5 protein-coding genes are annotated in these 8,964 nt (G+C 64.9%); all 5 read right to left on the bottom strand.

All coding sequences use genetic code 11. The features are described 5' to 3' along the window. A partial coding sequence (locus tag V3C40_RS21110) for an MHFG family PEP-CTERM protein (protein ID WP_331778443.1) occupies positions 1-666 on the bottom strand: 666 nt, incomplete at its 3' end. 260 nt (positions 667-926) lie between these two features. Continuing rightward, positions 927-2,774: a molybdopterin molybdotransferase MoeA gene (gene moeA / locus V3C40_RS21105; protein ID WP_331778442.1), complete on the bottom strand. Its 1,848-nt coding sequence runs from the start codon at positions 2,772-2,774 to the stop codon at positions 927-929. 62 nt (positions 2,775-2,836) lie between these two features. Then, positions 2,837-3,958 (bottom strand): GTP 3',8-cyclase MoaA, encoded by a 1,122-nt coding sequence (gene moaA, locus V3C40_RS21100; protein WP_331778441.1) that lies wholly within the window; start codon positions 3,956-3,958, stop codon positions 2,837-2,839. 29 nt (positions 3,959-3,987) lie between these two features. Next, positions 3,988-5,325 carry a chromate efflux transporter gene (gene chrA, locus V3C40_RS21095; RefSeq protein WP_331778440.1) on the bottom strand — a complete coding sequence of 446 codons (1,338 nt, stop codon included), beginning with the start codon at positions 5,323-5,325 and terminating at the stop codon, positions 3,988-3,990. A 91-nt stretch (positions 5,326-5,416) separates the two neighbouring features. Next, positions 5,417-8,569 carry an Rne/Rng family ribonuclease gene (locus V3C40_RS21090; RefSeq protein ID WP_331778439.1) on the bottom strand — a complete coding sequence of 1,051 codons (3,153 nt, stop codon included), beginning with the start codon at positions 8,567-8,569 and terminating at the stop codon, positions 5,417-5,419. Between the last annotated feature and the right edge of the window lie 395 nt (positions 8,570-8,964).

Below are 8,964 nucleotides of genomic sequence, written 5' to 3'. Positions count from 1 at the left end.
ACGCACATAATCGAAGGGCAGGAAAGGAATGCTGGCCACCTCGGGCGGCATGGCGCCGCCCGTGAAGGAACCGCCGCGCAAGGCGTCGGGGTTGTCGATCAGTGGTACGCCTGCCGCTGCCGGGGCGGCGGGCGCGGCGGCAACGGGTGCCGCACCGCCGGGAGCGGCACCGGCCGCTGGCGGCGCTGATGCGGGCGCTTGCGTGATACGGCTGACGTTGCGGCAGATCGTCGGCACCAGGATGCACTGGCCCTGCACGCAATACACGAGTCCCCGTTCCTGCATCTGCTCGTTCCAGCCCGCGCGCGTGACGTTGCGGCAAACGCGGCCCGGGCCGAAATGCATGTCGCTGATGCGCGCGTTGTAATTGCCTTTGCCGCGGATGGCGTCGCGGCTGATCACGACGATCTCATCGTACTGGCGCGCACGCATGCGCTCCTTCAATTGTTCGCGTACGGGCGGCGCGATATCCGTATAGCGGTCCACGGCCGCCACCACGTCACCCATGAACGGGTCGACGCCGGGACGATTCCAGTTGCAGTTATCGAGCACATCGGCGCGCGCGATGCCTTTCGCGTAGGCGGGCAAGGGCGCCAGGGACAAGGTGGCAAGCAGGCAGGCCGTACCCAGCAAGCTGGCTCCCGCGATCCATGAGCTGTGTCTCATTGTTGTTCCTCGTGAAAACAATATCAAAATTGAACTTTTTTGTATGAGTTCGAATGTTATCACCGAAGAAACTTCAATATCAACTAATAAATAAAATTATTGCAATTAGTGTTGTGTTTATTGATTTGTTTTAAGGAGAAATGATTGATATTTTTATCTCGATAGGCGAACATCGGCCGCGCAGGGGAATTGATTGCAATGGGGAAATGCAAACGGCCCGCGCAGGGCGGGCCGTTCAGGAGAAGGGAAGCGGGAGCTGCTTAGATCAGCCCATGGAACAGCACGACGTCGACGAGGTCGCCGGCCGCCACGTGGCCTTGCGCTTCATGCAGCACGATCATGCAATTGGCTTGCGTCATCGAGCGCAGGATGCCCGAGCCTTGCGCACCTGTCACGCGCACGTGCTGGCGCCCGTCCGCGCCCCGCTCGACGATGCCGCGCTGGTATTCCGTGCGGCCCCGTTTCTTGCGGATGGGCGCTTGCGCCGCCACTTGCAGCAGCGGCAGGGTGGATGTGTCCGCATCGGCGCCCATCAGGCGCAGCAGGGTGGGGCGGGCGAGGAAATAAAACGCCGCCATCACGGCCACGGGGTTGCCGGGCAGCCCCAGCAGCAGGGCTGTGTCGCCCTCGCTGGCAATCCGGCCAAAGGCCATGGGGCGGCCCGGGCGCATGTTGATGTGCCAGAAGGCCACGTCACCGAGGCGGTCGAGGATCTCGCGCGTAAAATCGGCCGCGCCGCTGGACACGCCGCCCGAGGTGACGATGACGTCAGCCTTGGCGCAGGCGCCGCGCAGGGCCGCTTCCAGCGCTTGTGGATTGTCCTTGACGATGCCCATGTCGAGCACGTCGCAGCCCAAACGGGTCAGCATGCCCAGCAGGGTGTAGCGGTTGCTGTCGTAGATGCAGCCCGCGTCGAGCAGCTCGCCGATCGAGCGCAATTCGTCGCCGGTGGAAAAGAAGGCCACGCGCAGGCGTCGGCGCACGGGCACCGTGGCGATGCCCAGCGAGGCCAGCAGCCCCAGTTCTGCCGGTCCGAGTAGCTTGCCTTGCAGCAGCGCAGGCTGGCCTTGCATCAAGTCTTCGCCCTTGAAACGGCGGTTGTCGCCGGGGCGGATGCAGTCCGGCGCCATGGTGATGCTGTGCTCGCTGGCGTGCCGCACCAGTTCCTGCGGCACCACGCTGTCGCAGCCGTCCGGCATGACGGCGCCCGTCATGATGCGCGCGCATTGCCCGCGCCCGACGTTGACCGTGCCGGGACGCCCGGCCAGGATGGTGTCGACCACGGCCAGGGTCATGGGCGTGTCGCCACCGAGGTCGGCCCCATGCAGGGCATAGCCATCCATGGCGGAATTGTCGTGCGCAGGCACGCTGATGGGCGAGATGATGTCGGCCGCCAGGATGCGTTCGAACGCTTGCGGCAGCGCCAGTTCCTCGATCTCGGCGACGGGCGCGACGGTGTCGGCCAGGATGGCTTGCGCCATCGGCACGGACAAGCCTTGCGCCTGCAGGGCGGCCAGCTCGTCCGGGGTATTGATGTTGCCGAACGCGCCATGGTTCTCGAAGAGCACCTCAGCCAGTTTCAAGGGGCCATGCCAGGTGCGCATGCGGCGCTCGCCGCTGCGCAGATAAGCGTCTAACTGAGGCAGGGCCGAGGTTTTGACCAGGCAAAAGACGGGATGCGGGCGGCGCACGGCCGCTCCCGTCGCCGGGTCGGTCTCCTCGGTGACGGCGATGGCCAGGTCGGCATCGTTGTCGATCAAACCGGCCGCCAGGCGCGCTGCAAGGTCGGGCGGCAGCAGGGGCGAATCGCACGGCACGGTGAGCAGATACGGCGTGCCAGCGTGCCGCATGCCGCTGTGCAGGCCGGCCAGCGGCCCCAGCTGGCCCGGTAGCGCATCGGGCCACACGGGCAGGCCAAAGCGCGCGTAATCGCCGGCATCGGCGTGGACACTGATGGCCAGCTGGCCCACTTGCGGCGCCAGGCGCTGCAGCACGTGGCGGGCCAGGGGCTGGCCATGCAGGGGCAGCATGCCCTTGTCGCGCTGGCCCATGCGCGTGCCGAGGCCGCCGGCCAGGATCAGGCCGGTAATGTCGTGTTTGTTGATCATGTCAGGTAGGGAAATTGGTGCATGCGCCATGGTAGCAGCGCGGGGCGTGCGCCGCCCCGGATTCAGCCGCCGATGTACGACATTTCCACTTTCTTTTTACCGTGCTCAAGTGTGCCGCCCGTCAAATCCGTCTGGCTGGTGCGCAATTGCGAATAGCGGTCGCCGCGGCCGCGCCACAGCTGCGCCACGGCCGAGGATATTTCCGCGTCGCTGCGGCCGCCGCGCAGCAGGCTGCGCAGGTCGTGGCCGCTGCTGGCGAACAGGCACGTGTACAGCTTGCCCTCGGTCGAGAGGCGGGCACGGCTGCAGTCGGCGCAGAACGCTTGCGTGACGCTGGAAATGAGGCCGATTTCGCCGCTGCCATCCGCATAGCGCCAGCGCGCCGCCGTCTCGCCCGTGTAGTTCGGGTTGATGGGCAGCAAGGGCATGTGTGAGGCGATGCGGCGCACGACTTCGGCCGAAGGGATGACTTCCTGCAAGTTCCAGCCATTCGACGCGCCCACGTCCATGTATTCGATGAAGCGCAGGATGTAGGGCGTATCCTTGAAGTGGCGCGCCATGGGCACGATTTCCTGCTCGTTCATGCCGGCCTTGACGACCATATTGATCTTGATGGGACCCAGGCCCGCCGCGTGCGCCGCATCGATGCCGTGCAGCACGTCGGCGACGGCGAAATCGACGTCGTTCATGCGCTTGAAGGTGGCGTCGTCGAGCGAGTCGAGCGACACGGTCACGCGGTTCAGGCCCGCATCCTTGAGCGCCTGCGCTTTTCTGGCCAGCAAGGAACCGTTGGTGGTCAGGGTCAGGTCCAGCGGCTGGCCCGACGGCGTGCGCAGTGCGGCCAGCATGGCGATGAGCTTTTCGATATTCTTGCGCAACAGCGGCTCGCCACCCGTCAGGCGGATCTTTTCCACGCCGTGTTCAACGAACAGGCGCGCGATGCGCGTGATTTCCTCGAACGACAGCAAATCCGTGTGCGGCAGATACACGTGGTTCTTGTCGAACACGTCCTTGGGCATGCAATACACGCAACGGAAATTGCAGCGGTCGGTAATCGAGATGCGCAAGTCGTGCAGGGGCCGCCCCAGGCTGTCGGCCACGTTGCCGCTGGGACTTTCCAGCGTCGCGGGGATCGCCGGTGCCCCATTGCGGGCCTCGGCGAGGTAGATAATCTTGTCAGCCATGAAAGGTCATGCCACTTACGTAAAATCGGTCAAGGCAGATACGATAGCACGAGGCCGAAGATGGCACAGGCGAGCAGCAATTTGATGGTGCCAACTTGAAACCGGATCAGCGCCACGCCGGCCGCCAGCGCGATGGCAATCGCCAGCCAGTCCCAGTGCGGCAGCGGGTTTTCTTGCCAGAAGACATGGCGGCCAAAGAACAGGGCCAGGCTGGCGATGACGCCGACCACGGCCGCCGAGATGGCCGTCAGCGGCGCGCTCAGGCGCAGATTGCCGCGCGACGCTTCCACGAGGGGCGCGCCGGCCAGGATGAAGATGAACGAGGGCAGGAAAGTAAACCAGCTGGCGACGAGCGCGCCGCACACGCCTGCCAGCCACAGCTGCTCACCCGTCACGGCATGGCTCCAGCCGCCGACAAAACCGATGAAGGCGACGATCATGATCAGGGGGCCGGGCGTCGTTTCGCCCAGCGCCAGGCCATCCATCATTTGCGCGCTGGTGATCCAGTGGTAGTGGTCGGCGGCGCCCTGCACCAGGTAGGGCAGCACGGCATACGCGCCGCCGAACGTGAGCAGGGCCGCCTTGCTGAAAAACACGCCCATCTGCGCCAGCGGCTGGTCCGCGCCGCCCGCCAGCGCCAGGCCCAGCCAGGCTAGGAAGGCCAGCGCCAGGCCCACGGCGGCCGTGCCAAGCAGGTGCGGCCAGCGGAAGCGCGCGTGGTCCGGCGTCGGCGTGTCGTCATCGATCAGGGCGGCGCCGTAGCGGGCCGCGCCGCCATGCGACGCGCCGTTGGCATGAAAGTGGTCCGGCAGCCAGCGCCCGCCCGCCATGCCGAGCAAGGCGGCGGCGAGCACGATCAGTGGAAATGGCAGCTGTAGCGCGGCGATGGCGACAAATGCGGCCGCCGCGATGGCGATCAGGGCGGGGCTGCGCAAGGTGCGCCGGCCCAGGCGCCACGCGGCCGCCAGCACGATGGCGACGACGGCCGGCTTGATGCCGTACAGGACGCCGGCGATGGCGCCCACGTGGCCATACGCCATGTACAGCCAGGACAGGGCGATCAGCACCAGCAGCGAGGGCAGCAAAAACAGCAGGCCCGCCACCAGGGCGCCGCGCGTGCGATGCATCAGCCAGCCGATGTAGATGGCCAGCTGGGTCGCTTCCGGCCCCGGCAGCAGCATGCAGTAATTGAGCGCGTGCAGGAAACGCTGCTCGGAAATCCAGCGCCGCTTTTCCACCAGCTCCGCATGCATCATGGCGATTTGCCCGGCCGGGCCGCCAAAGCTGACGCAGCCCAGCTTGAGCCAGTACCAGAAGGCGCTGCGCAGGCTGACGGGGGCGGGAGGCAGGTTGGCGTTCTCGTGCATGGCGGGTGGATGGCAGCAAAAAAGTGGACATAAAAAAGGGGAAGCCTGAGCTTCCCCTTTTATCATTGGCGGCTGGGCGAACCCGGCGCGCTTATGGACGTTGCGTGTTGACCTGGATCAACGGCTCATCCGATTGCGGCGGCAATGGCTTGCGTTCGCGTGGCTTGCGGACCGGAGCGACTGCCTTGGCGGCCGCTTCCTGCGCCAGGCGCAGTTTTTCCGGATCGGTGGCAGCCAGGGTCAGGCCGGCCGAACCGAGCACCGCGCTCAAGTCCAGCGGCGCGGCAGGAGCAGGAGCAGGAGCAGGAGCAACGACAGGCGCTGGCGCTGGTGCCGGAGCAGGCACGGGAGCAGGGGCGGGAGCCGCTTCGGCAACCACCGGGGCAGCTTCCACTACGGCTGGTGCCGCTTCGGCGACTGGCGCCGCTGCTGGAACTTCTTCCGCCGCGGCGGCGGTTTCCACGGCAGCTGCCGTTTCCACGACTGGCGCCGCTTCGACGATGACTTCCGCCGGAGCCGGCGTCGGTGCTGGTTCCGCTTTCTCGGCAAAGCTGTACTCGGCAGCTGGTGCTGGTTCGGCAGCGGCTGGTTCAGCTTGCGCTGCAGCAACGGCGGCTTCGACAGGGGCTGGCGGCACGATCACTTCAGCGGCTGGTGCGGCTTCTTCAACCTTGACCACTTCCACCACTTCGACCACTTCCACGACTTCAGCCACGACGGCAGGAGCGGCATCCAATGCAGCTTCCACTGGTGCGGTAACGGCGACGACAGCGGCGGCGGCCACGACGGCGACTGGAGCGGCATCCGCTGCAGCTTCCGGCGCCGGAGCGACCGTAAAGCTGATCACTGGTGCGTCCTGGCCTTCGTTGTCACCGTTTGCCGATTCGATCAGCTCGCCCGTTTCGCGATCGCGGCGGTTGCGGTTGCGGCCGCCACGACGACGGCGGCGGCGCGGTTCTTCGCCTTCCACGTCATTTTCCGTCTCTTCGCCTTCAGGGCCGGCATTTGCCGACGCTTTCAGCAGGTTTGCCGGTGCGGCGTCGGACTCAGGACCGTTTGACGGCACGACGACATTGACTGCGCTGGCGGTGGCGCCAACCAGTGCCAGCTCTTCAGCTTTCACTTCAGCAACAACAGCCTTGTCGGCGCGTGGTTCGCGTGCTTCGCGTGGCTGGCGTGGCGGACGCTCGGCGCGCTCTGGACGTTCCGTGCGTTCCGGACGCTCGGCGCGTTCAGGGCGTTCACCGCGTTCGCGTGGTGCTGCCGCCGTATCGCCGTTCTCGCGCGCTTCACGCGGTTCGCGTGGCGGACGCGGTGGACGTGGCGGACGGGCCGCTTTTTCCAGTGCTTCCGCTTCTTTCGCTGCATCGTCCTGGGCTGGACGGCCCTGGCCCGGTTCGCGTTCTTCGCGGCCAGGCTTGCCGTTGCGGCCACGGCCACGCGGGCCACGGCTGTTGCGGTCGCCACGGTCGGCGCCGGCCGGCTTGGCTGGTACGACAGGAGCAGGTGCGGGCGCCACCGGTGCCGGAGCGCCGGTGAAGAAGCTGATGATCTTGGCGATCAGGCCCTGTGGTGCGGCAGGCGCGGCCACTGGAGCCGGTTTCGCTTCGACGGGCTTGCGCTCGACCAGCGGTGCCGGCTGGTCAGGGGTAATCGTCTTGACGACGGCTTCCTGGCGCGGCTTGGCTTCTTCCTTCTGGCGCTTGCTGTACGCCATGTCGGTTTCAGCGCTTTCCGCCAGGTTGTAGCTGGCCTGGCTGTCTTCCAGACGCGGGTCGTCGTGCTTGATGCGTTCCAGCTTGTAGTGCGGCGTTTCCAGATGCTTGTTCGGGATCAGGATCACGGCGATGCGGTGGCGGTTCTCGATCTTCAGTACTTCGCCGCGCTTTTCGTTGAGCAGGAAGGCGCCCACGTCCACGGGCACTTGCACGTGGATGGTGGCCGAGTTTTCCTTCATCGCCTCTTCCTGGATGATGCGCAGCACCTGCAGGGCGGACGATTCCGTATCGCGGATGTGGCCGGTGCCGGAGCAGCGCGGGCACGTCACGTGCGAACCTTCGGACAGCGAAGGACGCAGGCGCTGACGCGACAGTTCCATCAGGCCGAAGCGCGAAATCTTGCCCATTTGTACACGGGCACGGTCATGGTGCAGCGCATCTTTCAGACGCTGTTCCACTTCGCGCTGGTTTTTCGCCACTTCCATGTCGATGAAGTCGATGACGATCAAGCCGCCCAAGTCGCGCAGACGCAGCTGGCGGGCCACTTCTTCGGCCGCTTCGCAGTTGGTGTTGAAGGCGGTCGTCTCGATGTCCGAGCCGCGCGTGGCGCGGGCCGAGTTGACGTCGACAGAGACCAGCGCTTCGGTATGGTCGATAACGATGGCGCCGCCCGATGGCAGCGGCACGGTGCGGCTGTACGCCGTTTCGATCTGGTGTTCGATCTGGAAGCGCGAAAACAGCGGCACGTCGTCGCTGTAGCGTTTTACGCGGTGCACCATGTCGGGCATCACGTGGCTCATGAACTGGTGCGCCTGGTCGTAGATCTCGTCGGTGTCGATCAGGATCTCGCCGATGTCGGGCTGGAAGTAGTCGCGGATGGCGCGGATGACGAGCGACGATTCCTGGTAGATCAGGAAAGCACCGTTGGCCGACTTGCCGGCGCCTTCGATGGCGCGCCACAGTTGCATCAGGTAATTCAAGTCCCACTGCAGTTCATCGACGTTGCGGCCGATGCCTGCCGTGCGGGCAATCACGGACATGCCAGCTGGCAAGTCCAGTTTGTCCATGGTTTCGCGCAATTCCTGGCGCTCTTCACCTTCCACGCGGCGCGATACGCCACCGCCACGCGGGTTGTTCGGCATCAGGACCAGGTAACGGCCGGCCAGCGAGACGAACGAGGTCAGGGCGGCGCCCTTGTTGCCGCGCTCTTCCTTCTCCACCTGCACCATGATTTCCTGGCCTTCGCGCAGCGCTTCCTTGACGGAAGCGTTACGCACGTCGACGCCTTCGCGGAAATACGTGCGGGCAACTTCCTTGAAAGGCAGGAAGCCGTGGCGGTCTTCGCCATAGCTGACGAAGCACGCTTCGAGCGAAGGCTCGATGCGCGTGATCACGCCCTTGTAGATGTTGGATTTGCGCTGTTCGCGCCCGGCTGTCTCGATATCGATGTCGATCAGTTTTTGTCCGTCGACAATCGCTACGCGCAGTTCTTCTTGCTGCGTGGCATTAAACAACATGCGTTTCATTTTTATAACTCCGCGACCCGTAGGCCATCTCAAAGCCGCTTCCGGGGAAGCGGCGAAGTACAGGGATATATGCGAGAACGGGAGTGCTGGCGGGGGAAATGCCCAGGCGTGCGGAGCAACAACGCGTACGAGGTATACGTTACGGCCGCAACAGGCGCGGTGAGGTCGATCGTCATGCCGAGTGCACAGGACACTTGCAACTCATCTGAAACAGCCCGGATGAGAATGAACTGCATCGGGGGCAGAGAATGCAAGTGGTCAGCAAATTCAGAGCCAAAATCGTTAGCCGGCTCATTACAGGGATCGCGATGGCGAGGCTTGGCCTCAGCCTATCATCGACAACCCTCAGTATTTGGCCACATACGGGGTTTGGCGAAAACGGCAAGCGTTATCAA

It is taken from the genome of Janthinobacterium sp. LS2A, assembly GCF_036543145.1.
Lineage (GTDB): Bacteria > Pseudomonadota > Gammaproteobacteria > Burkholderiales > Burkholderiaceae_D > Janthinobacterium > Janthinobacterium aestuarii.
This window is presented reverse-complemented; position numbering and strand designations above follow the sequence as displayed.